General features: G+C 40.4%; 17 protein-coding genes and 7 pseudogenes. 7 read left to right on the top strand and 17 right to left on the bottom strand.

Going from position 1 to position 25,966, the window contains the following annotated elements:
* Nucleotides 1-148: 148 nt before the first annotated feature.
* The 6 genes and pseudogenes from ACED60_RS22930 to ACED60_RS22905 form a co-directional block, all read right to left on the bottom strand.
* Nucleotides 149-385 (bottom strand): annotated as a pseudogene (locus ACED60_RS22930) (recombinase family protein); the annotation flags it as partial.
* Between the two features lie 91 nt (nt 386-476).
* Nucleotides 477-737: pseudogene (locus ACED60_RS22925) on the bottom strand (resolvase); the annotation flags it as partial.
* A gap of 125 nt (nt 738-862) precedes the next feature.
* Nucleotides 863-1,777 carry an AAA family ATPase gene (locus ACED60_RS22920; protein ID WP_017103257.1) on the bottom strand — a complete coding sequence of 305 codons (915 nt, stop codon included), beginning with the start codon at nt 1,775-1,777 and terminating at the stop codon, nt 863-865.
* Nucleotides 1,774-2,799, bottom strand: a complete 1,026-nt coding sequence (locus tag ACED60_RS22915; protein WP_016800063.1) for a hypothetical protein — start codon at nt 2,797-2,799, stop codon at nt 1,774-1,776. Before ACED60_RS22915 ends, ACED60_RS22920 begins: the two co-directional genes overlap by 4 nt.
* 3,592 nt (nt 2,800-6,391) lie before the next feature.
* On the bottom strand, nt 6,392-6,823 hold the full coding sequence (locus ACED60_RS22910; RefSeq protein ID WP_016800061.1) for a GNAT family N-acetyltransferase: 432 nt from the start codon (nt 6,821-6,823) through the stop codon (nt 6,392-6,394).
* A gap of 82 nt (nt 6,824-6,905) precedes the next feature.
* Nucleotides 6,906-8,249 carry an opine metallophore biosynthesis dehydrogenase gene (locus ACED60_RS22905; protein ID WP_371728550.1) on the bottom strand — a complete coding sequence of 448 codons (1,344 nt, stop codon included), beginning with the start codon at nt 8,247-8,249 and terminating at the stop codon, nt 6,906-6,908.
* A gap of 340 nt (nt 8,250-8,589) precedes the next feature.
* Here ACED60_RS22905 and tnaA point away from each other — a divergent pair, with 340 nt between their 5' ends.
* Nucleotides 8,590-10,005 (top strand): tryptophanase, encoded by a 1,416-nt coding sequence (gene tnaA, locus ACED60_RS22900; RefSeq protein WP_029203693.1) that lies wholly within the window; start codon nt 8,590-8,592, stop codon nt 10,003-10,005.
* A gap of 64 nt (nt 10,006-10,069) precedes the next feature.
* Here the strand turns inward: tnaA and ACED60_RS22895 are convergent, their stop codons facing one another.
* The 6 genes and pseudogenes from ACED60_RS22895 to ACED60_RS22870 all read right to left on the bottom strand — a co-directional run bounded on the left by ACED60_RS22895 (nt 10,070) and on the right by ACED60_RS22870 (nt 15,044).
* Nucleotides 10,070-10,699, bottom strand: a complete 630-nt coding sequence (locus ACED60_RS22895; RefSeq protein ID WP_016800058.1) for a winged helix-turn-helix domain-containing protein — start codon at nt 10,697-10,699, stop codon at nt 10,070-10,072.
* 144 nt (nt 10,700-10,843) lie between these two features.
* Nucleotides 10,844-11,020: a hypothetical protein gene (locus ACED60_RS22890; protein WP_016800056.1), complete on the bottom strand. Its 177-nt coding sequence runs from the start codon at nt 11,018-11,020 to the stop codon at nt 10,844-10,846.
* Between the two features lie 543 nt (nt 11,021-11,563).
* A pseudogene (locus ACED60_RS22885) lies at nt 11,564-11,787 on the bottom strand (hypothetical protein); the annotation flags it as partial.
* A gap of 63 nt (nt 11,788-11,850) precedes the next feature.
* Nucleotides 11,851-11,958, bottom strand: a pseudogene (locus tag ACED60_RS22880) (hypothetical protein); the annotation flags it as partial.
* 801 nt (nt 11,959-12,759) lie between these two features.
* Nucleotides 12,760-13,845, bottom strand: coding sequence for a ParB family protein (locus ACED60_RS22875; protein WP_016800055.1), 1,086 nt, complete (start codon nt 13,843-13,845; stop codon nt 12,760-12,762).
* Nucleotides 13,845-15,044 carry a ParA family protein gene (locus ACED60_RS22870; RefSeq protein WP_016800054.1) on the bottom strand — a complete coding sequence of 400 codons (1,200 nt, stop codon included), beginning with the start codon at nt 15,042-15,044 and terminating at the stop codon, nt 13,845-13,847. Before ACED60_RS22870 ends, ACED60_RS22875 begins: the two co-directional genes overlap by 1 nt.
* A 238-nt stretch (nt 15,045-15,282) precedes the next feature.
* Between ACED60_RS22870 and ACED60_RS22865 the strand changes: the two genes are divergently transcribed.
* The 5 genes from ACED60_RS22865 to ACED60_RS22845 all read left to right on the top strand — a co-directional run bounded on the left by ACED60_RS22865 (nt 15,283) and on the right by ACED60_RS22845 (nt 20,959).
* Nucleotides 15,283-16,407 carry a carbohydrate porin gene (locus ACED60_RS22865; RefSeq protein ID WP_016800053.1) on the top strand — a complete coding sequence of 375 codons (1,125 nt, stop codon included), beginning with the start codon at nt 15,283-15,285 and terminating at the stop codon, nt 16,405-16,407.
* Between the two features lie 146 nt (nt 16,408-16,553).
* Entirely contained in the window at nt 16,554-17,798 is a 1,245-nt protein-coding gene (locus ACED60_RS22860) for a DUF3440 domain-containing protein (protein WP_016800052.1), read from the top strand.
* Nucleotides 17,799-17,803: 5 nt separating this feature from the next.
* A complete protein-coding gene (locus ACED60_RS22855; RefSeq protein ID WP_016800051.1) occupies nt 17,804-18,442 on the top strand; it encodes a ParB/RepB/Spo0J family partition protein in 639 nt (212 codons plus the stop codon).
* A gap of 278 nt (nt 18,443-18,720) precedes the next feature.
* Nucleotides 18,721-18,987 (top strand): transposase, encoded by a 267-nt coding sequence (locus ACED60_RS22850; RefSeq protein WP_240798348.1) that lies wholly within the window; start codon nt 18,721-18,723, stop codon nt 18,985-18,987.
* A 691-nt stretch (nt 18,988-19,678) separates the two neighbouring features.
* Nucleotides 19,679-20,959 carry an aromatic amino acid transporter gene (locus ACED60_RS22845; protein WP_029222809.1) on the top strand — a complete coding sequence of 427 codons (1,281 nt, stop codon included), beginning with the start codon at nt 19,679-19,681 and terminating at the stop codon, nt 20,957-20,959.
* A 1,234-nt stretch (nt 20,960-22,193) separates the two neighbouring features.
* On the opposite strand, the pseudogene ACED60_RS22840 reads toward ACED60_RS22845, so the two are convergent.
* The 5 genes and pseudogenes from ACED60_RS22840 to ACED60_RS22820 form a co-directional block, all read right to left on the bottom strand.
* Nucleotides 22,194-22,423: pseudogene (locus tag ACED60_RS22840) on the bottom strand (type II toxin-antitoxin system RelE/ParE family toxin); the annotation flags it as partial.
* Nucleotides 22,414-22,647, bottom strand: a pseudogene (locus ACED60_RS22835) (prevent-host-death family protein); the annotation flags it as partial. The pseudogenes ACED60_RS22835 and ACED60_RS22840, both read right to left, overlap by 10 nt.
* 106 nt (nt 22,648-22,753) lie before the next feature.
* Entirely contained in the window at nt 22,754-23,116 is a 363-nt protein-coding gene (locus tag ACED60_RS22830) for a hypothetical protein (protein ID WP_016800046.1), read from the bottom strand.
* 272 nt (nt 23,117-23,388) lie between these two features.
* Entirely contained in the window at nt 23,389-23,781 is a 393-nt protein-coding gene (locus ACED60_RS22825; protein WP_016800045.1) for a Rid family detoxifying hydrolase, read from the bottom strand.
* A gap of 321 nt (nt 23,782-24,102) precedes the next feature.
* On the bottom strand, nt 24,103-24,930 hold the full coding sequence (locus tag ACED60_RS22820; RefSeq protein ID WP_016800044.1) for a CPBP family intramembrane glutamic endopeptidase: 828 nt from the start codon (nt 24,928-24,930) through the stop codon (nt 24,103-24,105).
* A 384-nt stretch (nt 24,931-25,314) separates the two neighbouring features.
* Here ACED60_RS22820 and ACED60_RS22815 point away from each other — a divergent pair.
* A pseudogene (locus tag ACED60_RS22815) lies at nt 25,315-25,430 on the top strand (IS3 family transposase); the annotation flags it as partial.
* Between the last annotated feature and the right edge of the window lie 536 nt (nt 25,431-25,966).

The raw sequence follows: 25,966 nt of genomic DNA, 5'->3' as shown, positions 1-25,966 counted from the left end.
TCTCGGCGGATCTTGTGGGACAAACTGTCATGCGGCCTCCTAAAAACTGCATCGAACATAAAAACAAAACCCAGTACACTTAAACGTCCCCTCAACCGTTTTCATGAAACGTAAAGCTGGAAAAAACAAGCCCTATTTTCGTGCCAACCCCCTCATTACAGCGCTGCAAGATGTGTTTTCTTTCCATCTTGGTGGTGTAAATGATCCGGCCTACATAGCTATTGAGCTCCAAATAGCACAAATCATGAAAAACCAAACCGGCTTTCTTTTGCGCGAGCTGAGCGGTAATTTGCAATGCATCGATGGTATTACGCGCCATTCAATCGACTTTGGTAACGTGAATAATGTCCCCTTCCCTCGCAAAGCCCAACAACTGGTTTAGCTGTTAAATTTGAACGTCGGACGTTTAGTCTTGGGTACTGACACGGACATAGACAATTTTCATGAAATAAGCCTAGAGTAAAACCAAATTTGGCGCCTAGTACTGTTGCCATTATCCGACACAGCATTGAACCATCCAGTTGCAAATTCTGATTAGCAATATAGACGATGATTTTATTTTCCATGCTCACTTAGAGTGCTTTGAGCACTTGTGAGGTAAGACGTGCAATACGGCTGACTTCTACAAACACCAAATTACCTATCCCAACCTTTTTGGTAGAGTCATAGAGCCCGTGCTTTTAGTTTGCTACATATTGGTTGTCTGAAGAGACTCCTAAATATGCGTAGTTCACCATGTTTTCACCTTAAATAAGATTATCTAAGGTAGACAAAAAAGTGAACGGATATAAGAAAGTGCGAACAGAGTCAGACAAAAAGACAGCACCGAAATTCGGTGCTTTTTGAAAATGTGAGAGCTAGCTTACAAAACGTCTCTGAGGTTTTTACGCTCTTCAATTTCTTCTTGTTCCGGGATAGTTCCAGGCAGCGTAATTTTTTTTGGATTTTGCTTAATACTTTGCACCGATCGAACAGACTTAGACGTCTTGGATTTCAAACTGAATACCTGTGGATTAATCGTAAGGTTTTGTCTTACTTCAACCGCAAACCCTTGATTTTCATTTTCAGGTAAATAATTACTCTTAAGGTACTTAATCGACAGGAAATCCTTGTTTCTCTTTAACGTAAATAAGCACTTTGTTAATCGCATTATCGACGTTAAACCAGCCCCAGATGCCATGGTAATTTCTTGATTACCACGAATTTCCTCTTTATTCACATGATGAACAAGCAATAAACTAGCGCCTGATTCACTGGCAAGGCTTTGGAAGACATTTTTGATTAAGCGATCGTGTTTGACTTCCTCACAACGGCCTATTGACTCAGTCACGGTGTCTACTATCACTAAATCGAATTCAGAGAAAATTTGTTTGAGTTGTTCTAAATACTGCTTATGTTCTACTTTTTCTTGTGCAGAGCTGTCGGGCGGGATCACTATCGGTTCAATGTCCGTTAAAAAATGTAGATTTTTTTTTAGCTCTGACTTAATGGTGGCAGTGCAATTAACCAGCTTTTCTTTCATTCGAGATTGAATCACGCCAGCCCCGTCTTCTGAACTCAGTACCAAGGTTTTAGCCGGTTTGTCGGCCGCGCTCATCCCTAGTAAAGACATTGAAGAAGCGTGTTCCATCGCAATACAAAGTGCAAGGTGAGATTTACCGACATTCGGTGCGGCAATCAACATACCTACATGCCCTTTGAGTAAGCCTTTTATACTGAACTCTAGGCTTTGGCTCGCAGGTGAAGACATCAAGCTATCAAGAGATTGAGTAATCATGATTTACCCTCCCCAATATAAAAGATCTGTATACCATTACCAACATCGCGAAATTGAAGACTAAAATCTTTTTCAATTTGCACGGCATTGGCCAACAAATCTTTTCTTAGATCGCTACGGAAGCTATGGCTGACTTTAGAAGCAATAGACTGAATGTAACTATCGAGCGCCCATTCAAACTTTTTGTTATGTAAAAATTCTGCTTTGTGCGTGGTAATGTATTTTAAGAATGAGCGAACTGACGGTTTACTATAGTTGGTCATTTTGTGTTGTTCTAATCGATAATAGTAACCATGGTCGCGTATCGCTTGTAGCAAGCGCATGTCTGGCACTAAGAATACATGGTTAGTTAGATTCTTACTGTTTTTACGGCCGGTTTTGAATTTACTTCGATCACAATAGAAACGGTAATCTTGCACAAATTCTAAGGGCTTTTTGCCTACAACGTTCTGTTCTTCATCGAGTTCATTAATCACCAAATGAGCCGTTGCCAATTGAGTAATACGACGCTCAATTTGATCGTAGTTCGGACGAGTTGTCGCCATTCCCATTCGGGTTGCTAGCTCATACATACTCATCGATAAAACGGTTGCATCCCGGTCAATAAAAGAGTCGAAACCATCTTGTTGAGTGTCAGAAATATCACCATCAGAAATGGTTTGATATACTTGGGACCAATTTAAACGAGATCCCGCTTCATAAGAAGCATCGTCGAGTTGAATAGTTTGAGCATAGGCCAGCATAGTCTCGAGGATATCGCGATGAGGTTGTAGGAGATAATCTACATGTAGATCAACCCTGAAGCTTTTCCCATAGCTATTAATATTAACACTCTCTAATGGGTGATTTGGATCTGTACCACCACTCTGAGCAATTTGAATCAATTTTGACTGCATCGTTGAAGTCAAACGAGAAGCAGGATGAAAAATAGTTGCTCGAGAGAAAAGAATCGATGAGATAAACCGATTTTTTCGGTCTTCTTCATTAATAACCGTCAGGCTAGAGTTGGATGATAACGTCATGATCATTACCTAAGAATGAGATAGTATCATTTTAACAGATAACCTTACTTACCTCATCAACTTCGGTAGATGTCTATATTATTTCGGTAAACATCTATAGCTCTTAACATAAATTATGTATAAATATCGGTAAATAACTACTTGTTTCGGTAAATGTTTAGTTACTTCGCAATGATCAAACTATGTATTTAATTCATAATTTATCTAATGCTTTGATCGTTTTATAACCAATTTAGGTTAATTATCATAAGTTAACTTAAATTAATGATCTTACCTTTCTTTTAGATCGGCTAATGTTAATACTAAAAAATCTTATTCCGGTAAATGTTTATATGTTTGATCGTTTAATATCAATATAAAATCGGTAGATGTTGATATTGAATCGGTAGATGTTGATATTGAATCGGTAGATGTTGATACATTTAGATGAACTCTAAGAAACTAGAAACTTTAGGATCTAGTTTCAAGATATACCAACTTCACTTAGGCTCAGTCGGTAACCCAACAACTAACATCAAATCTCGAGAGATTTTTGATGTTAGTTGTTGGGTAAATGTTAGTTCTCTAATAATTTTATGTCTTACTCTTAATGTTTAGCTATATTTTTTACCAATTGCATGTAATTGATAAATGGGTTGGGTTTGTAGTGGTCTAATGATCTTAGGTACTAAACTAGGTGGTAAATCGCTACTATTAATGCGGGCTCTTATGGTGAAGATCTTTTTCGTTTTTTAGATCATCCCAGGCTGTAAATCAGTTTCATGCATTACTCGTCACTGCGCCTGACTGAATTAAACGAGCTTGCTATGTCTCCTCGATTTTTTATGCAGTCAAACCTATTTATCATTTAAATCTACTTACGAAAAGTTTCTCTCATGCGAACTAAAGAAAGAGCTTCAACATTAATGGAACACTTTGGTGTGATCATGTGTAGCTGCGATATTGTTGGTTACAGCATGTGCTAATCTACAGAGGTTAGGCAAAGAGTTTGCATTTACCTAACCTCTTTGAAGTGAGTTCGTTACAAACTTCATCACGAAAGACATCCTGACACCGATGACAGTAGTTTTGATAGAATGAGAAGGATCCTAAGACAAAACTATATGTAGCGAAGAGAAGCAGAGGGACTTTCGATAAGAGAAACACAAAGATTTTTGAAACGCTATATCGTTTGTAAATTTCCCTCCATTATATTGAAAGATTTTTCAGTTATGATGTAAGTATTGACATGGGATCGTCAATGCTCCCATGGAGAAGTTATTCATAAATTTGAAAATCGAGTGGACACAAGCTCAGCCGCTATTACCTGATGAGCTACTACAATCGGCAATAGCCTCCTCAAGCAAATGATGAGGCCTATAGATGTTAGGATTGGACAAAGGTTGATTCGTGTTGTGATGAGTTGTGTGTGTTGAGCGCTGATTATATTAATGACAGTGGGATTAATTTGCCTTGGGAAGAACCTTAAGTGCCAACGCCAGAAATCAAATATTACGAACTCTCGAATTTCAAAGGTTAAGTCAATAATTATAATTTACCGCCCCTTTCTCTCACTCTTGGATAGAAATTGGCTTCAGAGGCTATTTCTACTATCGTCCCTGAGAAGATTAACTTTAAACCTTGTTGCGTAAATGAAATCCAACTTTGACGAATGTGTTCCTGAAGCTTGCTCTGAAATTACTGATTATTAAATTGAAATTGTCGGTAGGTGCTGTTCCACTCCACAACCGAACAAGCTCGCGAACGTTGTAGGAATACCAATGTCATGCAACCACGCTAACTTTGTAGCAATCTTTATCAACCCTTAGATGGGAAATTACGTTTATCGCTTAATTGGGCTTTATCTTTCTTTAGAGGCAAGAGTATAGTGGTCCAATAAAATTGGTCACGGTTTTCAAGACAATCAATCGTTCTGAGCCAATGAGTGTCAGAACACCATTATACTGATATGGCCTAAGTTGGCTGGAATATCTAATTATGTATTGGATGATTTTTTGAGTCTCTGCAAAGCTGCGATAATTTATTGCGGGAATCCACTTAGTATTTAAGCTTCTAAAAAACGTTCGATTGTCGCCTACTCCCTGCAATTTTTTCGTCGAGATAAGTTTTTTATCTGGAAGCACCGCAGTAATTGATGATACTTTCCACTTATTTAGTGACAGCCTTGGCCGCTGCGGTCCATGATATTTTTAGGTTTCCGACGAGCTTGTAAGCCATCGATAAACTTTATCTCTTGTCCGACTGTTAAACTATCAGCAGAGTCGTGGTTTTTTTAATATTTTCCCCGTCTTGAAATATGTTTATACATTGAGGACTAATTATGACCATCCCAAATAAACACTACGTTAAGAGCACTCAGCGAGATTACACACTAGGCTTTAAATACAGGTTGTGGATACCATTGAAAATGGAGAAATGGATTATTTAGTCAGTTCAAGGAAGAGCACGATGCCGAAATCACCGAGGGCGGCAAGAAGCCTTCGAAAAGAAAGTAAGCGTAATTAGGGCTTGTTCGTTACGCGATATTTATCTTTAATGTGTATATCAGAGAGAAAAATTGTCAAGGTGAGCTTGCACTAAGGCGCTTCATGTCTCGACTAGGAACTCACAAGCTTCACTTCTCTTACTAAAACCTCAATTGATAGCTAAAGGAATAAAGCTGGGCCGCGATGTTTAGTTTAACTACCTTCAAGAAGAGCGGTTGCTGGTTAAGCCAAAATGGAGCTACACCAAAACAATGAAAAAGGCATTGAATGAAAAAGCATCCGAATTTGGTAAAATAAATGTTTTCTTCAAAGGTAGAGGAGTTTTTGGTGAGCTACATGACTTATGTTCAATCTGATGAGGGCGTTCATTAGTTGTCATTGTCAACGGACGCCTTCATTCGTAAGATGAACAGGCCAAATAATATGTATGAAAAAACAAAAAATTCCGTTACAGGCTTGCTAAAAATCGTCAACCTATTTAAGACGAGATACCTTCTTTTAAAATTCACGAATTTCTAGTTGTCCAGATGTCATAGGTGAGGCATTAGGGCTTTCTCTCGTAGATCTGTCTAGCGAATAGCAGAACACCGCTTAGCTTTAATTTCGATGTTTGAAGCCACATATGCCAAGCAGATGAACTGTTCTCTTCTAATACTCTCCTACCCTGCCCTCCTACCAGTATCCAAGCACAATGTAGTGTCTCAGTCACACCTTAATTACCGGTGTGATTTACGCTGTGGTATCGACGTTTCATGTTGCTATTTTTTTCTGGTGCAACCGACATATAAAAAATCGAGGTCCAAACTCCTTGGTTACTCGCTGTCTCGCCTTTACTTTGGTTTGGGATAACCAGGGGGCTTGGGGCAATTTATAACTGGTGACCGATTGAATACGTTATTTTAGCTTGGGTCGTAGTGGTGTGTGTTGTCTTGTCTTTTCGCAACTCACTGGCAATATTAGTTTCGCCCTTTTCTTTTTGATTGGGTATCAAGAAGGTTTGATGGGCTTTTATAGAAAAACAGCTTTAGATTGATTTGATTGTGGGAAAATTTGTCAATGCTCAGCCTGAGCATTGACAAATTTCATGGTTTTTTGAAAGATAATGATTAGTGTGCTGATTTGTATTTTTTCCAATAATCAAAGCTGTTGAGTAGGGCAAGCTCAATACCTTGTTCATGGTATTTATACGACACATAAAATCGTTCGATGTAAGCGTAGAAAGATGGGAGACGTTGTTGGAGAGCCGGCCTTTTTTTAGGAGGATGGACACTAACCATTAGGTAACCTATGACTTGTTTATTCTTTTTTGTTTCAGCGACAAAAAAATAGATATTTTTATTGTTTAGCTTCTCCTTCATCATTGATTCCGTAAAAACTAGATCAATGATTCTGATTTTACTGAAATTGTAATCACTTAAGCTGTATTCGTTCTGCTCTCTCTTGTAATGGCTAATTTTACTGTGGCTGCCTGTTAGTTGCTCGTGACACAGAGCATTGATAGAGGATATGTCGTTGAGCGTCGCTTTTCTTATTAACACCTTAATCTCCTTTTTCCTGTTATCTTTTTGAAGCAAAACGCTAAAATGCGAATTAAAAGATATGTGTGTCCCCTAGTAATTACTAGGGGCTAATAGATGGGGTTGCATATTCGTAATATTCTTTTGCGCGTTGTTTTAAAGCCTGGATTAGCGTATTTGGTAGGTTTCTTTCTTTTATCCAATTTTCAAACACTTCTATTGAGGGAAATGTGACAGAAGAGATTAGGCTTGAGCTTTGAACTAAGTGGTTAAGCCAATAAAGGGTCTGTAGGTCTTCTAGAGGAGTTCTGGGGAGTAGTAGTCTTCCTTTTATAACTTTTCCTTTGATATAAGGTTTGGCTGAAACCTCAAAGGTTTTACCTTTTGAAAACGGGTCTGGGTCTATCAGGATTGTGCTATATCGTATGTAGAGTAGATATTCCTGCTCTATCTCATCAAGCTCGTTGAAAGAGACTATTTTGTCCTTGGGGATAGTCTTTTCATGTACTCGGTGATGTTCATCATTTAGCAACTGCAGTAGATTAATCGGTTGAGCTGAGTAATGTTCAAGTAGGCGAGAAACTGATTTCCAGTGCAGTAGTAAATCCCTAATCGAACTCATGGTGATTGGCCCTTCTGGGTACAGTTTATACATGTACTTAACTTCGTCTTCCTTAGACAACATGTGATCTAATGAAAACGTATTGATAATAAAAGCAGGGTGTACATAAGTAGCAATGTTTCTGCCTTCCACACTGAACGAGTTATCTAAAGGGATGACTTGAACATCAATTTTTTCTAAAGCGTTTCGCAAGGCGCTCAATAAACCATCATTGGATTTAGACTGGTAAATATAAACTCGTTTTTTTACTGTTTTGGTTCTGACCGTGAGGACCCTATTTTTGTCCGTCGGGTTAGAAGTAAAATAAGACGTCGCAAAGTAGCTAGAGAAGAGCATTATATTTGGAGAGGCTCCTTTCTTTTTTAACATTCCTTCTAAAATAAGACACCCGCCGAGCATTGAGGACATAAGAATGATTTGTTTTAAGTTCTTTAATAAAATTTCAGAAAAGGAAGACAACACATCACAATAGGCGTGAGCTGGAGTGGCTAAAACTAACGTATCCCAAGAGGAGGGAAGGGGAGATAGCTCTGTATAAAGTTCATTAAACTTAACTAATCCGACTAGTGTCGCTAATTGTGGTTCATTCACCTTACAACAAACAACGTATCCGTGTTGTTTGATTAATCTTTGCCTATTTTCCCACTGAGGGGAGCTTTTGCCGATGAGGGCTATTTTTTGACTAAGAGGAGCCATAATTTGGCTAGTTTGAATGCCGACCGGCCCCGCTCCAGCAACCAATGTGTTCCCTAGTATCATAATGGGCTCTCCATATTTCCATTTTCCTTCTAATTTATATGCTCTAGGTATATTTTTCATTCTCATACCACTACTTTTATAGTGCTACTTTCTAAGTCCATTGTTTATTTAATTATCTTTATTAATTAAAAAAACGGTGATGTCATTTGGTCAGGTTTTCTCATGGCTATGATGCTTTTTTAGAGGGCTTTTAGGTGTTGTTAATATGTTTATTAATATTTAATTTACGCTGAAATTAATACCAAATTTTATTTATTTGATTAATCTTTATTTAAGTTGGGAAGGAGAGGTTTGGGTGTCCGAATAATGGGCTTCTTTAGTTATTTCTAACCAACTTACCCTTAATCGTTGGAAAATGTTTGGAGAGAACCCTATGTCAGCAATTAGCAACAATCAAGAACAGCCTATGGATTCACACTATTTGCCGGAGCCGTATCGAATCCGGGTTATTGAACCAGTTAAAAGAACAACAGAACAAGAGCGAGAGCTGGCGTTAATGAAAGCGGGGTACAATCCTTTTTTGTTAGATAGCGATAAAGTGTTTATCGATTTACTGACCGATAGTGGCACCGGGGCAGTAACGCAGGCCATGCAATCCGCAATGTTGAGAGGTGATGAAGCGTACAGCGGCAGTCGAAGCTATCGGACGCTTAGCCAAACGGTAAAAGATATATTTGGCTATCAGTTTACTATCCCTACACACCAAGGACGTGGCGCTGAACAGTTGTATGTACCTGCCTTGATCAATAAGCGTGAACGAGATAAGGGGCTAGAACGAGAAAAGATGGCCGCATTTTCAAATTACTTTTTTGATACCACTCAAGGGCACACTCAAAAAAATAACTGTCGTGTGATGAATGTGCCTTCTCGTGATGCCTTTAATACTGAAGTTAAGAGAGATTTTAAAGGCAATTTTGACTTGAAAGCGCTCGCGTCTGGCATTGAAGAGATCGGGGCTAAAAATGTGCCCTATATTGTGAGTACGATTACTTGCAATTCTGCAGGTGGTCAGCCAGTTTCTCTTGCCAATTTGAAGGCTGTTTATGAGTTAGCGCAGTTTTATGATATTCCCGTAGTTATGGACTGTGCACGGTTTGCAGAGAACGCCTATTTTGTAAAGCAACGCGAAGAGGGATATGCTGAATGGAGCATTCAAGAGATAACTAGCGAAGCTTTTAAATATGCCGATATCTTTGCTATGTCAGCGAAAAAAGATGCGATGGTTCCTATTGGGGGATTGCTTGCTTTCAAAGATGAAAGCTTGTTAGATGTTCAATTAGAATGCAAAACATTATGCGTGCTATTGGAAGGCTTTCCAACCTATGGCGGGCTTGAAGGCGGTGCTATGGAGCGCCTAGCTGTCGGACTCTATGATGGGATGGAAGAAGATTGGTTAGCTTCCCGTCTTCAGCAAGTTGAATATTTAGTAAATGGTCTTGAAGCGTTAGGGGTTCGTTGCCAGCAAGCTGGCGGTCATGCTGCATTTATTGACGCAGGTGTGCTCTTACCTCATATTCCGCCGGAACAATTCCCTGGGCATGCTTTATCTTGTGAGCTTTATAAAGTGGCGGGTATTCGTGGGGCTGAAATAGGGTCCTTATTGCAAGGGTGTGACCTTGAAACTGGTGAACAACTGCCTTGTCCAGCGGAACTGTTGCGTTTAGCCATTCCCAGAGCAACCTATACGCAAGCTCACCTTGATTACATTATTGCTGCTTTTAAAGAAGTGAAAAAACGCGCCTCATCTATTTCAGGTTTGAAGTTTACTTATGAACCTAAAGTATTGAGACATTTTAACGCTACGTTAGAACCTGCACTCTAAGTTGTACCCCCCTTTGCTGTGAATAAGGGGGGATTTAGTTATTAATAACTAAATTGACGAGGTGTTAGGGGTTTATTGAAGGTTTTTTGCTTGCCTGAACTTGGGAAGAGGCGAGGATTAATTTCAGTTCATCCTTTTTTGTTAAACAGATTTGGCTTGATTGATTATTAAGGTTCACGTTAACAACTTCAAGTTCGTATCGAAAATAGAAATAACTGATTAGTAGGACCGCGAGGGTTGTTGAAGATAAGCCGATGAAAGTCCATTGGTATAATTTTAGATGATTGGTTGCTTTTTTGAGAGGACACGAAAACTTAGAGTGACGTGGTAACTTTATATCTCTCGGCGGGTCTAGTGAGGTTTCAAATTCAGGAATATGAATCTTGTAACCTTTTCTTGGGATGTTGACGATTTTGATGCTATCAAGGTCTAGAACTTTTCTTAGGTTAGTTATCGCGACTGGTAAAGAGTTAGGCCCGATGATATCTGGGCTCCCCCAAGCGGCAATAATTAACTCTTCTTTGGTTGAAATGAGTTGTTCTTTCTTAATCAGAGTTTCAAGGATACAGCTTTCAGGTAGGGTAATTGAAAATGACTTTTGATTGCTAAGCATCAATTGAGCCCCTGATTCATCCCTGTGTAATATACAATTACCTATAGGTAATTGTAGGTTTTCGAGATGTGCTTTTAACATAGTGTTTCTCCATATTTCTAGAGAGCGATGGTTAAGACAGTTAGTTTTTCTAGTGCTTTATATAATGGCTCATTTTTTGAATACTATTTACAAAATTTTGAATAAATTTGAAGTTAAACGAAATATTAGTTAAGGCGTTTTGTTTCATATGAAGCTAAAGGTCAGCTCTTTTCCTCCTTTGTCGTTTAGGTAAAACTGCATCCAACGCCAGTCCTTCTCCTTACAGGCCTTAAAAGTGCAGTGGATATTTTTTCCTTTAACAATATCGTTATCGCAGAAATCTATAAATGATTGAAAAGAGCGGCAGATCAGTGTTTCCATATTAGTAGTCCTTTTGAAAATTTATTCATATACACATCTCTAATTTATCTGTGTAGATGAATGAATTTTAATAAAAAATGATTATTAATAATTTTAGATTACCCATTTGGCAATGGCTAAAATTTAGGCCATTCCTCATAGGATTTTTTTGATAATTTATAAATAATTTATCAAAAAAATCATCTATTTATAGTGATATTTTAGTTTTTTAAAACTGGGGTTTTGGAGGGTTAAATAACAATAAATTTTTGACTAATACTCTCATTCTTCCTGTTTTATATAGTTGCTTCTTCTCTGTCTACGAGATCCCTTGAGCCTGTTATTTTGCTTTTATTCCTCAATTCGTTACGAAAGAATCGGAACTCTTAATCGAGCTGCAGCTATTCATTTTTTGGTGTACTTACTAATCTAATGTTTAGTAGTACAGATTTCATTGCGTTTTGGGGGCGTCTAGCTTGAACTTGGGTCACTAAAAAATAAAATAGGTTAGCTTATGGTCTTTGATGGTCGGCGGAATATTGATTGTTCTAGGGGGTGTAGTGGTCAAAAGTACCGGACACTGGCTGAAGGGCCATTAACTGGTGACAACCCATCATTTTCTTGAGGGCGTTGCCGATTGTAAGGACTCATCAGATAATAGCCGTTGTCTTTCTTGTCCTGAGCTTGTTCCAGGTAGCTTGTTTCTGGTACCCACTCGGCTTTCAAGCTTCTAAATAACCTTCTATGGGAGTGTTTTCCCAACAATTACCACGAAGGCTCATGCTTTGAGTTGTCCTGGCATCCTTGATATTAATAGAACATCATGTTCTTCGCCGTCCCCGTTTCTCCTAAGCCAGCCCTAAAGCTTTAGATGCTAATTCAGCATTGGACTTATCTGATAAAGGCCAGCCCACAACGCGTCGACTAAATAGGTCAAGCACTACTGCTAAGTAGGCCCACTTCGAACCAGACCTAAGATAAGTAACCTCACCTTGCTCAATTTTGAGTTATTCGACCCAGTGTCGTAAAGCTGTTTCACGTATTCCATAGAGCTAGCTGCTTCAGGGATGGAGCCCCCTTGGTCAAGAACCAAGCTTGCAGCATATATTTTTGAATTCAGTAGAAAATGTACGTCTTTGTCGTTTTGCCATTGAACCCCTCATTTATGAGGTCCGGGATCAGGAGGCCACTACAGGAGAGAGCCTTTTGGACGTGAGAAGAATTAAGCCTTATCATTATTTATTAATAATAAATTAATGGTCTTTATATTTGGCTAAGATAATAATTCGATTGTTAGGTTCACCTAGAACCAAACACTCTGCACTTAGCCAATTTTTGGGTTATAAGGATGAAGTTACCCTAGGTCAAATAGAATAAGGAAGGAAGTTTCCCAAGCCAACTTGTTCTTGATGGTTTAGTCGCTTGTAGTCATCCTATTTTTTCGATTTGGCATAGAGGGAGGTGACAAACAAGTGGTTAATTAAAATGATGGATGTACTTCATCGGGGGGGGGGGGGTTTTAGAGTTTGACGAGGCCAAACTCATTGTAGGGCCTAGTTTTTACTGATTTGGAGACCATTTTCTTTGCATCCTCAGCGAGTATTCTATCTTTAGTCTTCCATTATCCTTTCCGCAAGTGCGTTCTGATAACAGTCATAATTGTATTTGTAACTCTCTAATTTTATGTTGGATATGTGTCAACCTTATTTAGGACGGGTTAGGTGAAAGATAAAGGCCCTAATTTGAGAGCCTTTATCTTTTTATAAAGTTGATTGGTGGTGTTTACCTAACACTGATTGGATAGCTTTATCGAGTTCAGCTTGGACATCCTTTGATAAGCGACCAAATTCATACGAAAAGTTTCGACCTTTAACACGCTTACGAGCAAACATACCTTTACTGTCGAACTCTGCTAGAGGAGTAATGACAGCTTTGTCTAATTCTTGCTTGGCTTCAACGATCTTTAACTCATCTTTAATGTAAGCAATCAGAGCGTCTTTAGCGTCTTCTTGGCTCTGCTCAGCCTGAGCGTTGACAGCATTATCGGCTATTTTTTTAATGAAGCTACTCAAGGCTTTCTTGTCATCGGCGAACGCTTTCATCACCTTAGCCAAGAGGGAGTAATCAGCATGAGACAAGTCGTTAACGACAGGGAATAGGGCAATCAGCTTACTGTCAATACTGGCTGCTTTCAGCGCTCGACCTACCGCTTGACGGCTAATATTTAAGATTTTTGCCGCATCTTCTTGAGTTAGCTCACCGTTCTTCATCAGAGTTTGACATTGCAAACCAATCTCACGCTGGTTGTGCTCTTTGGCGGTTTGCAGCTGCTTAGCCAGCGCTTTGGCATCGGTGGTAGAAAGCTCGTTTTGAGTGACTAGAATTCGGAATGTTTTTACACGACCTTCTTGAAATAAAAACCAAGCACGACGGCGAGAGCCATCAAGAATATCAATGCGACCATTAATTTCTCGGCCAACGGCTGGATAGAACTGCTGAAACTCTAACGAGTTCAAATCTTCCAATGATTCTTTGGTTAACAGAGACTGGTCACGACCATTAACATCAAAGGTCACAAATGAGTTCTGCTTAACTTGTTCGTGTGACAGTGTAACTTCATTGAAAGTGGCAGTTGAACCAGAAGCTAATTGCCAAACCATTTTCTGGCCAACAGACTCTAATCCAAACTTAGTTCTAAGGTAGTCTTCAGCGTTTTGCCCGCTTTTCTCTAGCTCGGTGCTGAGTTGACTTGTTAGAGTGTCTAAATTTGCTTTGGCCGCTGATTGCTGCGCTTGAGCTGAACCAGGAGCATTGCCTAAAGGGCTCCCGCCACGTTTCTTCGCCATTATTTGTTCTCCTGTTCACGCCAAACGTTCAGAATATCGCGCAAGATCTGACTTGTAACTTCATAGCTGTTTTGTTGCGCGCTTTGGAAAGTTGCTTTGCTTTTCGGGTATTCACTTTTCGACATATCAAACACCGTCGAGAGTAGGGAAGACGACTGACGAACGGCCTCACTATGCTTAAACTCTTTTGAGTACAAGTAAGGAGAGAAGTTGTCGTACAGGTTGTTCATTAATTCGGTAGTGGTTGAGCTATCACGATGGTTAGTCAGTAAGATCTTCATGAAGTCGTAGCCTTCATGGTTGGCGTTCTCTAACAGGGCCCACACCTGAGGAATGTAGCTGAAGTAAGAGCAGGTAGCATCAATGTCGTTTTCGGTAATCGACAATGGGAAGACCACATTCGTTGCGGCAAAATACGCATTGAAGGTTGCATAACCTAGTGAAGGAGGGGTGTCGATAATAATGATATCAAACTCATCTTTTACACTATCGATGATGTCTTTAAGTAGTGAATAAGGTGAATTTAAGGTTTGACTGAATACTTGCTCATGAAACCAGCCTTCCATCGCTCGGTCACTTTGCGCGGCAGGCAAAATGCGCAGGTTTGGAATGGTAGTTTCAAGAAAGGCTTCAGAGATGACTTGATCAACGGTTTCGCCTTCATCGAGGTCGAACGTTTTCATCATCAAGTCACCAACAGACAAGTTACCTTCTTGCTCGGCTTCGGGCGCGTAGTACATCGATAGCGTGGCTTGGCCATCCATATCGATTAGACCAACACGATACTCTTGATGAAACTCGGTCGCTAAACCTGATGCGATAGTCGCGGCAGAAACGGTTTTACCAACACCGCCTTTTTGGTTCTGGATAACCATCACTTGCGCCTTTTGCTGCTCACTGCGTATGAACTTAGCGTCTTTACGTAGATTATCTGGTAGTAAGTTACGTACCTTGTACATTTCCGCGATATCGATCGACCATTGTGAGTCTTCATGACGACGGGGATCTATCGCAGCGGCGGTAACATACCGATCAAGCGTTTTTGCATCAATGCCAAGGTAGGCCGAGGCTTCTGCTCGGGTAAAGTTACGCAGCTCTTTGCGATGATTGGCCAGTAAACGTTGATTACGACGCTGAATGTAAGCGTCTGCACCGATTTTAAGCGCTTGAAATGTGTTTGTAGTGTTTTGATTATCCATTTCTGCCTCCGGGTAGGGATAAGAAATAGTATATACCTCAATTTTTGATGTTGGTATAAAAAATTGAGGTGTTTTCGATTTTAAATAAATGATTGTGACAGGTTGATAAAGGAGAGCGCTTAAATTACCTATTAATTACGAGTATTCATTTTTCAAATCCCTCTTAATAACTCCTGACTAACAATGAAAGTTGAGCTGAGTCGTACAACTTCGATGAAAAAAAAAGGAAGTTATTGATATGATTGAGAATGTAGCATTTACGAAAAAGACTAAGCGTTTTTGGCTAACGCTTGTGGGATCGGTTGTGTTTGTTACGCCAACGTTGATTCATGCGGCTGAAGACCAGGATTTAAAGGGAGCTGTGGATTATTATGTTTTTGGTTTAACGTCCAGTGAGAGCTTGCCGAACAAAGACAGCAGTGCGGCAGCTGGTATTGCACGGATTACATTGAATTGGCGAGCTTACCAAAAAGAGAGTGATACCGGAGCTTTGCAGCTGAGGGTTGATCATAAGCACGGTTATACAGAGAGTACGCCCTCTGAATTTGTCATGGAGAATGGCGGAGGGTTTGGTGTAATCCAACCAGCTTTTAGTGATATAGGTTTAAGGTTAACGAATCTTTATTGGACACAAACCTTTAATAAACAATCTACTGATATGATGGTTGGTTTTTTAGATGCAACTGATTATGTTGATACTTATCAGTTGGGTAACCCTTACTATGGTTTTTCTAACTTACAGTTTAGTACCGGTTCCGGTTCTATCCCAATCCCAGATGAATCAACATTCGGCGGCGTTCTACGCCATATGATGTCGGAAAACTATTATTTTTATGCAAGTTTCTCTGATGCAAAAGCTGATTCGACTAAGCCTTTCGATGGTGTTGAACAGTTCATCAATGATAATCAATATTTTAAGTCCCTAGAAATAGGTTGGGTGGAGTCGAAAGACGATTTTTATTTGAAGAATTCACACCTAACAGTTTGGCACAGTGATGGAAAAGAGAAAGCTAGCGAAAACTATGGCGCAAATTGGTCGTCCATATATAAAACCGGCTCATGGATACCATTTTTCAGAGCCGGTGTCGCGCAAGGACCTGAGGCTCTATACAAATCTTCGGTCGTGTTTGGTACTGGGTATGAGGCAGGACCTGGCATGCTAGGCATCGCCTTGGGTTGGGCTAAGCCCAACTCTGCTAATGTAGCTGATGACTCTTATAACTCTGAAATCTATTACCGAATGAACTGGGGTGCGCTCTCGTTAACTCCTAATGTTCAATATCTTTATTCTTTACCGAAGAACTCAGAAGCTGATGACAGTTGGATTATTGGTTTAAGAGGTAATCTTCACTTTAGTTTCTAGTCTCTCAAAGCTCTCCCGAGCTTGAAATTCGGAAGAGCTTTTCTTTAATATTGCCCTTATAAATAAATTAATTATTAATAATTAATTTATAAAAAATGCAAAAGTTATTTATTTTTATTTGAGTAGTTAATGACATTGTGGAAATCATGATTGCCAATAAAAAAAGAAGAGAAGGCGATTTCTCTCGAGATAAAATTCAGCAAAAATACAATGTGCTTGAAGGCGCTCGACAAAGAATTTGCTATCTTTTCGACAACTTTAACCATTTCTATGTCTCCTTCTCTGGAGGGAAAGACTCTGGCGTCCTTTTAAATCTGACTATTCAAGAAGCGAAAAAGCGTGGTCGATTACCTGTCGATGTACTCATCGTGGACTTTGAAGCTCAGTATCATGAAACTCATGCCTTCATTGAGCGCATGGTACTGGACGGAGAAATTAACCCCTATTGGGTTTGTTTACCGCTCAGCTTAAGGAATTCAATCTCACAGTTTCAACCTAAATGGCTTTGTTGGGATCCTGCTAAAGAAGCGCAATGGGTCAGGGACCGACCACCGCATAAAGGCGTGATTTCAAACCCGGATGTATTCCCTTTTTTCCAAAACGGGATGGAGTTTGAAGACTTTGTTTTTAAGTTTGCTCATTGGTACCAAAAGGAAAGGGGTGAGCCAATCGCTGTGTTAATCGGTATACGTGCTGATGAGTCTTTACATCGCTTCAATACCATTAAAAATAGGTCCAAAAAAAAATTTTCAGATAAATATTGGACGACTAAAATGCAGCCAGATGTGTATATGGCTTATCCCTTATACGATTGGAAAACTAAAGATATTTGGGTTGCGAATTACCGCTTTAGTTGGGATTACAACCGTATTTACGACTTAATGCATAAGGCCGGCGTCCCTCTTTCACAGCAGCGGCTTTGCCAACCTTTTGGAGATGAGCAAAGAAAAGGGCTGTGGCTATATCAAATATTAGAACCTGATACCTGGCAAAAATTAGTTGCCAGAGTAGAAGGATGTAACTTTGGTGCTCGATACTCAAAAAGTCAGGGGCGTATCCTTGGTTATTATCGCTTTGAATTACCACCGGGGCTTAGCTACCGGCAATACAGTAAATACCTTCTGAAAACCATGCCGCCACATGTAGAAAAACATTACCGAGACCGAATTTTTAAGTTCTTACAGTGGTGGCGTAAAAACGGTCCTCAAAAAGGAGTGACCTGCATCCCTGATTACGCAGAGAGTAAATTGGAATCTAGGAAGCAAGTTCCTAGTTGGAGAAGAATTTGTAAAGTACTGATTAAAAATGACTATTGGTGCCGAGGACTCTCTTTTGGGTACAACAAGTCCTTAGCAAAACAATACCATGCCCTCTATGGAGAAGAAGAGTGATACGAATGGAAAGTGAACCTACTCTAGCTTATCAGCATCGCACCAAGAAGCCGTTGAAATCTATCAATAACACGGACAAACAAGTCATTGATAAGGTCGCAATTTACAATAAAGCAGCCAAAGTACTCATCGAGCTTATTCCTGATTTACCGCCAGCTTGTCATGTTGAAATGATCCCACTTGATGAAATAGAAGCTAATCAATACAACCCAAATAAAATGGCGCCTCCAGAAAGCAAACTCCTAAAAACGTCGATGGAGAAAAATGGTTTAACTATGCCTATTTTGGTTAATCGTTTGAATGCTTCGGTCAAAAAATACGTTGTCATCGATGGGTTTCATCGTTATCAATTATTATTGAACCACCCAGATCTGCAAACCCTAACGGGGTACATCCCCGCGGTGGTCCTTAATTTGCCTGAAGAAAATTGCATATCGACTTCTGTTCGCCATAACCTGGCGCGTGGCTCACACCAAGTTGAACTGATTGCAGATCTGATTATTCAACTCAAAGAGATGGGATGGGCAAATCATAAAATTTGTTACGAATTGGGAATGGATAAAGATGAAGTTCTACGATTACAACAAGTCACAGGCCTCGCTGCTGCCTTTAAAGATCAAGAATTTTCACAGTCCTGGGAGTAATTGATTTTTTAGCAATCACGCCGTAAACCCTCGCCAGCTCTGAGGGCGGGGAGATAAGGCGAAAGTGCGATAGCACTTTAAGATAGACAGCCCGAAGCAGTTGATATAAGACTGTTCATGAATACAGTTAAGGATTTTGAGTGTTAAGAGCAACTAAGGCACGCATTTACCCAACGTAAGAGCAATCTGAGTTTTTAATAGCTCAGTTTGGCGTTGTGCGTTTTGCGAACCACAAAGCTCTACATTTAAAGTCGCATATGTACCGCAAGCTTCCGAAAATGAAACCTGTAGAGGCGAACATTCACCGTGAAATTGTAGGTAAAGTTAAAAGTATTACTGTCAGATTGAGTAAAACAGGTAAGTTCTACGCATCTATCCTTGTTGATGATGGAGTGGAAGCGCCTAGTTTGCTTCATACAGTGAGTAAGGTGACAGGTATTGATCTTGGTCTGTCTCACTTTACTATTGAATCGAACGGCAGAAAGACAGTTAACCCCAGATTTATAAAGCGTGCTGAGAAGAACCTCAGACGTAAGCAGAAGTAGTTATCTCGTAAAGCTAGATTGCTATTAGCTAAATGCGATGAAAAAGTCGCTAACGCTCGCGCTGATTTTCAACACAAACTCTCTCGAACTCTCGTAGACAAAAACCACGCTGACCCCCCAAAAGATAGACGTTATTCTGTTAAGTGTAAGTGGTCAACATTTCGGACACTGATTTAAGCCTATTTTCGGCATTTACTGGCGACAGCCCATGAGTTGCGTGCTGAGGCTGAGGCCGATTGTAGTAACTCATCAAGTAATAGCTCATATCTTTCCTTGCCTGAAATTGTGGCATCAGGCTTATCTGATAAAGACCATTCCACAACGCGTCGGCTTAAGTAGGTCTACTTTGAACCAGACCCAATCTAAGTAAGATCATCGCGTCTAGCCTCTCCAATTTTGCATGTTTATATCTATGCGAACCTGGCTGATTACTCATTAACCAGCTTCACGCATTCTCTGACGAACCTTAAATCCCCCCGATTTTGACACCTTCTGCACTCAACATCGAAACAATATTTTTTAGTTAGGTTAAATAGGTAGAAATATTAGGCTAATTTAGAATTTAATTAATATGTCCTTCCTAAAATTAAGTTCTAGATTCTAGGTTCTAGTGCTTTTTTGTGCCTCCCTAGCTTGTAAGGGGAGCAGTCTAATAAGAGCAATTGAACTAACGAAAGAAAGGTATTTATTTATGTCTAGTATGAAACAGGTAAGGAGCACAACCCCGCCTTCAATGATTGGAGGAGCCTGTATTGTCGCGTGCATTTGCGTCGGCGCTGGTATGCTTGGACTTCCCGCTGCAGGGGCTGGGGTCTGGACCATCGGGGCTTTAATGGCTTTGCTCTTCACTATGCTCATTATGACAACCAGTGGTTGTCTGTTACTCGAAGTTTTAAAAGATTATCCATACAGGTCGTCTTTTTCTTCCATCACAAAAGATTTGTTAGGAAAAGAGGTTAATTTTTTTAATAACTTAATGATCTACTTTGTGGGAGGGATTTTACTGTACGCTTACATCACTTCATCTGGACTGATCATTAAGGAGTACTTTGGCCTTTCCCCTAAACTAGCTTCTATCCTTTTTGTGCTTATCTTTTCTGGACTAGTTTGGCATTCAACAAAAACAGTTGACCGCATTTCCATGGTGTTGATGCTATTTATGATTATCAGCTTTATTTTTGGGACTGCTGGCCTTTGGTTTAATGTTAATCTTGTTACTTTGTTGGATACTGCTCACTTAAAGTTTGAGTATGCGCAATACGTATGGGGGTTTTTCCCTATTGCTTTAACTTCATTTGGATACCAGCACAGCGTCTCCACTCTGCGAGACTACTACCTTGATGAAAGGCTCGCACAAAGGGCGATTGTAGGCGGAACGCTCATGGCGTTCTTTATCTACACCATTTGGCTATTAAGTATCTATGGTAATTTACCAAGAATTAGCTTCGGCCCTATAATTGCAGAAGGTGGAAATATAGACATCTTACTCATCAGCTTAAAAGCAGTGTTGGCTGAAGAAACCCTATCAAATGTCATTAGTGCTTTTTCAGCGGCGGCCATTTTGTCGAGTTTTATTGGGGTAGGGTTGGGTGTGTTTGATTTTTTGGCCGATCTTTTTCAATTTGATGCTACCTCCAAAGGAAGAACCAAGACCTGGGCGGTTACATTTATTCCGCCTCTTATTTTTTCTCTTCTTTTTCCTTTTGGTTTTCTTAGCGCAATTGGTTATGCAGCGTCTGCCGCTGCGATTTGGGCATGTATCGTACCGGCATTGTTAGTAAGGAAATCGAGACTACAAAGACCAGCGTTTAACAACCTTGAAGAGAGTGAAGAAGATCAGAAAAAATCGAAGGCTTACCAAGTGCCTGGAGGAGAGTTGGTGTTGGTTGGTGTGTTTATCTACGGTGTGAGCATCATCGTTATCAACGTACTAGTCCTGTTCGAAGCGCTGCCCGTTTTTGACGGCGTCTAGCCTTATTAATTTTAAAATTACCCACCCAAAAGATTCAAATCACGGTCAAGGACGAGCAACCCGAGCGCTGAGGGGCGTGGTTATTTGCCGATCGAGCCCTATTAGGACGGTTTTAAAATAAACTCTAGCGGCAAAATCTTGGGTTCCGAGTAAATTTAAATAAAGTAAGCATGAACAAGAAGGATTAGTGATGAAAGTGAGTGTCTATATCGATCAAGTGTTGTTCAAACAAGCACTCAGAGCCGCCAAAAGCTCTGGACTGACCCCGTCCCAAACCATTGCCCATTGGGCGGCAATGGGTCAATTCATGGAAACCAAATCCCTCGGATCGCTGAGGCTCATACAGAGTGGCCCTAGAAAGAAGTAAATTTCCAGCCCGTTTTCATCGCTCTGGCGAAACCTTGGAGCCCCAGTAAACATCGTTAATAAAGACATTGAAAAGCCGAGCCAGCCCTCGGCCTTTCGATAGCGTTGCCGACGGAACTTGAATGTTCCGTACACAGATGGCCAGAGAAGAATGGCTCTTATGGATGTTTGAAATTCTTGAGAACCAAGTGATAGACAGAAACTCTGAAGCGCCGGCGGATTGCGTGGTGATTTCTGGCGCAATTTTACTCGACGTCCAAAAGAAATGAAGCGTTGGGAAGTATGAATAGAACTCCCCATGCTCCTTGGTGAGCGCAGTTAATTCGGGGACGGTTAGCTTTGCTAAATCCTTGCAATAACGGTCATATTGTCTACCAACACTGTCATTTTTCTCGCACCATCTTGTTGTCGAAAATTTGCATAATGTCCGTCCATCGGGGCATTCTACTCTAGCGCTTGAATGCTTTTTGCGTAAGACCGCACCACATTATATTTCATCTCATTAACGGTATAATTGAGTTTTTTAAAATCCAAACTTGGGGAAGAACTAAAATACTTACCGTTTGTGTCGCCAAGTTAAGCCTTCTATCACTTTAAGCAATCGCTTTTCGTATTGTTCCGCTCCGTCTCATTAAGTGAGCAACACATTTTCAGCGGTGGTGTTCGTGATAGTTAATAACGGGCTGATGAGCCTCTGGGCCTCAACAGAAAACGTCACTTTGCCTTGTTTTATAACGATAATTTTTCCCGTCTCAGCCGTATAGCCGTGGGGTCGTTCATTAAGGTAAACTGATCACGGTCGAGTACTTCAAGAGCGTCTTGAGACGTTTTTAGTTCAACGGTTAGTTCAGCTGAACTAAAGATGCACACCTTTAGCTTGGTAAAAAACACGGCAAGGATTAACCACGAATTCACGAGAATTGAGGTGTTTAAGATCAGGAGGAAGACGCCCAGACTCGGGAAATTAGCTGAGGCGTTCGACTCTTTCGAAGATGTTTTGAACGAGTTGTTTGGCAGCGAGCAGGTTTTCAAGGGCAATGTATTCCGCGAATTATTGAGAGTCGATAACGCGGGCTCACTCCAAATCCCTTCAGCCATTTTGACATTTTTCCTTGCTTCATCAGGACCCAGTGCTTTGCCTTTGAGATTGCGAGTTCACCGCCAGCAAGCCCTTCGAGAATAGCCAAACGGTTTTGCATAAACTGGTGTCCACATCAACCAGATACGTAGAGGGGGTCCCATGTTCGGTGAACAGCACTGGCTAGGTCTGTGAGGGTTTTGGTCGCTTGACGCTTAAGGGAAGTAACAAGCTCGACTTTCATGAGAAGGACTCCAACAGAAGACTCAAGTGATACTATTGAATCACTTGAGTCTAGTAAGTTTAGTGGAGAGAAATGCAAAGCGTTGGGAGTTACACTAAACAGTTTGTTATGCCTTTAATTGATAGGTCGCCTTTGAGGTGTATTCTGCCACACCTAAAATGCTAAAAACCCCGCCTATTGTTGTAAAATTGCACGCCCCTTCTTTTGCACAAGCAGAGAGGTTTTTATTAAACCAAGCTCTCGTAAAATAACCCGATTCTTTTAAATGTACGTAAGCGAACTGGAATTCAGAGAGAGTCACTCCTTTTTCATAGAAAGACGCTTTTTTAGAATGAGAGGGAATACGATAGATTAACGCCTCTTCACCTCTTCGTATGCCGAGACCTTTGATTACAAAGTCAGTTTTCATTTCTGGTTTTTGAATAACTCGACCTACTTCTTTAGCCAGTTCTCGGATGACCTTTTCCATTTTTCCTCCTGAGGTATAGATGGCCTTGTTAGGTGTCTTATTTTCGATGTTTTAGTAGTTCTACAACATGCTCTTTAATTTTGCTATCGCAAGGAAGTTGAGCACAGTACCTTCTTGAAACCAATAGAAGGTACTATCTAAGTTTGATTTTAAGGAATCAATTTGCTCAGTAGTTAAGCGTACCAAATATGCTCTCATTCGGATTTTTCGCGCTGTTGATGACAATTACGACATAGGCACCCTGGAGCTAAAAAATTACGAAACGTTAACGGCTAAGGTGCGACAGCAACGGCCTCTATCTCAATCATGGCATTGAGAGGGAGTTTTGACACTTCGATACAGGTTCTTGCGGGAAAATAATTGGCACCATGTTTAATGAAAAAATCATTATAAATTTCATTCACAATTGAAAAGCTCACCATATCGGTAAGATAAACGGTTGTTTTCACTACGTCTGACACATCAGTATTCGCATGTAGCAAAATGGCTCTCATGTTCTCTAGGCATTGAGTCGTTTGTTTTTCAAGGCAGGATTTAACCATCAAGCCTGATTGTGAGTGAAGCGGTAGCTGTCCGGAAGTGAAAATTAGCCCTCCAGAAATCACCCCTTGAGAGTATGGGCCAATAGCTTTAGGGGCTGACTGAGTTTCAATTATTTTTCGCATATTATTTAACCATAGGTTTTTGATGAATCAACAAAGCTATAGGATTGGGTAAAAAAACACTTATTATTTAACTATAATTAAAAATGAGATTTGAAGGGAACGGAGAAGCTAGGCAAGACAATTGCTTGCTTAGACCACTCACTAACTTTTAAATATCCTTTCCTTACTCCCTCTTGGCAGCACTGTTTTCATTGTGAAAATCGCGTAGCGTTCATTTCACTTTTATGATGGAGGAGAAAAGTGGCTGACAACCAAAGCACGCTAAAACTCAACCAAGTGAATTTAAAATAAAGGCGTAAAGTAGACCGCCCCGTATAAACCTTACCTCTCCTTAAACCCTCTACGCTGATAATCAATAAATAGTGAAAAAATCACTAGATACCCCACTTGCAACGCAATAATACTAATATCAACCGCCTCCCAAGGGTTAAAGTGAAGCTGAGTGCTTAAATAATAGACAAGATCATAAAGTAAAATAAACAGGTTATGGCAAGCATGAATGACAATGACTACTCCTAGGCGGCGATATCGCTCAAAGACCCAACATAGAAACGCCCCAGACATAAATGCGTCCAGCGCCCACTGGTGTATTGAAGCAAATATTAAGCTTGAGAGTAATGCGGCGTTAGTAACCCCAAAAATGGACCTGAAAATAACAAACAACAAATAACGAAACAGGAGCTCCTCTATCACGGGAGAAATGAGCACACCGTCTAGAGCGCTTCGCAACACACTCGACCAATCAATTACTCCATCAGAGGCCGAAAATAAAGGGGTAAAATTGTAGGATTGGGCCTGCCAAGATCCCGGGGAAAACCAATCAAAAATAATATATTGAAGATAATTTGATACGGAATTTAATGAAATCACCCCAATCAATATCAACGCGCCTTCACCCCATGTACATACGTTTCTGGGCCAAGAGGTTAAGTACTGCTTCCAATGCTTATCTCGCCGAGCACTAACAAATAGCACGAAAAAAGCGATAACAGGTAGAAAATAGTAGGCGAAAGCAGAGTAGAGTGCTCGATCCAAAGTCGGATTTAATGCCCACTCTCGGGTAATGCTCAGGTAGTAATCAAGCAGGACATAACTTGGAAAGAAATAGCCTATGTAAACCACCACCACAGCTGAAATCATTAACCGCATCGTAAACTCCAAAAAATTAATAACCATAAGGCAGTTTTTGCCGCTTTTATCATGTTGGTCGTTTAAGCTCACTTCGCGAACGTGCTGCGCTGGTAAGGCTCACTATAACGAGCCCTTTGCAAGAGAGGTGCACTCTATCAAGCGAATCTGGGAGCTAGCTTTTAATCCCACGGCCTAGGGTTACCCCCCAAAATTTTCCAACCTTATGAAGAGTAATTAATAATTTCATAGTTAAATTCCCCCTCTATTTAACTGGAGAGCGAAACCAATGTTTTAGGTTTTAAAGGAGTTATCTTCCCAAATAAATTGAATGAAATGTTAGAGTTTTTTCTATGGTTTAATTATTTAATTATAGGTAATTAAATAAAAATTTAATTTTTTGAATCGGTCATTGAAGCAGCCCAATTCATGGATGTGGGTAAGTCTACGTGGGTTCGCCAACTAAAAGCAAAACGCCAGGAAAAACTCCGAAAGTCTCACTTAGGACGCCTGAACATTTAGGTTGGCTCATTTGTCCGGATTATACTTGTATCAGCCTCAGAGCAAAGCAAGTCGAGGTCTCATGCAAGACAAAAACGTGCGTAGAGATAAGTGCTCCCGATCTTACTCAAACAAATACGGGGAGCTGGAGGCGGTGCTTATGACGCGAGATTGCGCCGCTTTCTTGGAACGTGGTCACCCTAGAGCTATTGATTCTAGTTGCTATGAAGACTGGGATGAAAAAAGGGGCGAGGTTGGGAAGACATCAAAACTATACAAAGAACCCCCTACTTTAGTCGGTGGTTTAGGGCTAGAATCACAAGCGCGAGGGTTCAACCGTGAAGGGTCTGAGACGCAGGGGGCGCTGGCATACTGGTTCCTTCGCTGCCATTTTTGAGTCTTACACTCAAACCAGGACCTCGATTCGTCCCTGACCAGTAATTTATCCTGAGCGCCTAGACTCGCACGATAAACATATTACCGTATGTATTAAATAACCCTTTTATACCCAGTTAACTTGAAGATGCGCAGTTGAGCACCTGAAAATTATCATTTA

The organism is Vibrio sp. 1F279, from assembly GCF_041439815.1.
Lineage (GTDB): Bacteria > Pseudomonadota > Gammaproteobacteria > Enterobacterales > Vibrionaceae > Vibrio > Vibrio tasmaniensis_A.
This window is presented reverse-complemented; position numbering and strand designations above follow the sequence as displayed.